Source organism: Pseudomonadota bacterium (assembly GCA_022361155.1).
GTDB lineage: Bacteria > Myxococcota_A > Polyangia > Polyangiales > JAKSBK01 > JAKSBK01.
Genome location: JAKSBK010000539.1, coordinates 1 through 1341 on the forward strand (window position 1 = coordinate 1; position 1341 = coordinate 1341).

Genomic DNA, 1341 nt, shown 5'->3' on the forward strand with positions numbered 1-1341 from the left:
CTCGGCCGGCTGATCCGCCGGCTGGCGGAGATCGAGGGGCTGGAGCGCCTGCGCTACACCACCTCCCACCCGCTCGACATGGACGACGAGCTGATCGCCGCCCACGGCGAGGTACCGGCCCTCATGCCTTTCCTGCACCTGCCGGTGCAGTCCGGCGCCGACCGGATCCTGGCGGCGATGAACCGGCGCCACACGGCGGACGACTATCTCCGCCTGGTGGAGCGGCTGCGCCGGGCGCGGCCCGACCTCGCCCTGTCGTCGGACTTCATCGTCGGCTTCCCGGGAGAAAGCGACCAGGACTTCGCCGCCACCCTGCGGCTGGTCACCGAGGTCGGCTTCGCCCAGGCCTATTCCTTCAAGTATTCTCCGCGGCCGGGCACCCCGGCGGCCGAGCTGCCGCAGGTCGAGGAGGGCGTGAAGGCCGAGCGCCTGGCCGCCCTGCAGCAGCTTCTCGACGCCCAACAGGCCGCCTTCAATGCCGCCAGCGTCGGCCAGCGCCTGCCGGTGCTGCTGGAGCGCGCCGGGCGCCTGCCGGGCCAAGAGGTCGGGCGCAGCCCCTACATGCAGGCCGTCCACCTGGCGGCGCCGGCCGAGTGGCGCGGCCGCCTGGTCGAGGTGGAGATCGAAAGCGCCGGCCCCAACAGCCTGTCGGGCCGGCTCGATATGGACACAGTCGAACCGAGACCGGTGCCAGTCGCTGCCGGACCGTCGCTCTGGGCCGAAGCGGAGGGCCGCGCGTGAGCCAAGTTCCTCCCAGCGAGGCGAGCGAGCCGACCCTGCTGCAGTTCGACGACAACAGCCTGCTGCCGCTGCTGTTCGGCGAGCACGACCAGCACCTGGCGCGCATCGAGCGCCAGCTCGGGGTCTCCCTCATGTCGCGCGGCAACCGCCTGGCGATCTCCGGACCGCCGGACGCGGTCCAGGCCGCCAAGCTGGCCCTCGACGCCCTCTATGCACGCCTGAAGAAGGGCCTGCCGGTGGTCGACGCCGAGGTCGATGCCGTGGTGCGCATGGCCTTGAGCGAGCCGGGCGCGGCCGCCAACGCGGCGGTCGACGCGGTGCATTCCGAGGGCCTCACGATCCACACCCGGCGGCGGCGCATCACCCCGCGCTCGCCCGGCCAGATGGCCTATCTCGCCGCCCTCGCCGCCCACAACGTGGTCTTCGGCATCGGCCCGGCCGGCACCGGCAAGACCTATCTGGCGGTCGCCGTGGCGGTCTCGCGCCTGCTGCAGGGCGACGTCGACCGCATCATCCTGTCGCGCCCGGCGGTCGAGGCGGGCGAGCGCCTGGGCTTCCTGCCCGGCGACCTGCGGGACAAGGTGGACCCCTATCTGCGGC

The 1341-nt window shown here is 72.9% G+C and carries 2 protein-coding genes; both read left to right on the top strand.

Annotated features, from left to right (window positions below; all coding sequences use genetic code 11):
- On the top strand, nucleotides 1-741 hold a 741-nt coding region (locus tag MJD61_20100), incomplete at its 5' end, for a radical SAM protein (protein MCG8557565.1).
- Nucleotides 738-1341, top strand: a 604-nt coding sequence (locus tag MJD61_20105) for a PhoH family protein (GenBank protein ID MCG8557566.1), incomplete at its 3' end; no start/stop codon positions are given. The genes MJD61_20100 and MJD61_20105, both read left to right, overlap by 4 nt.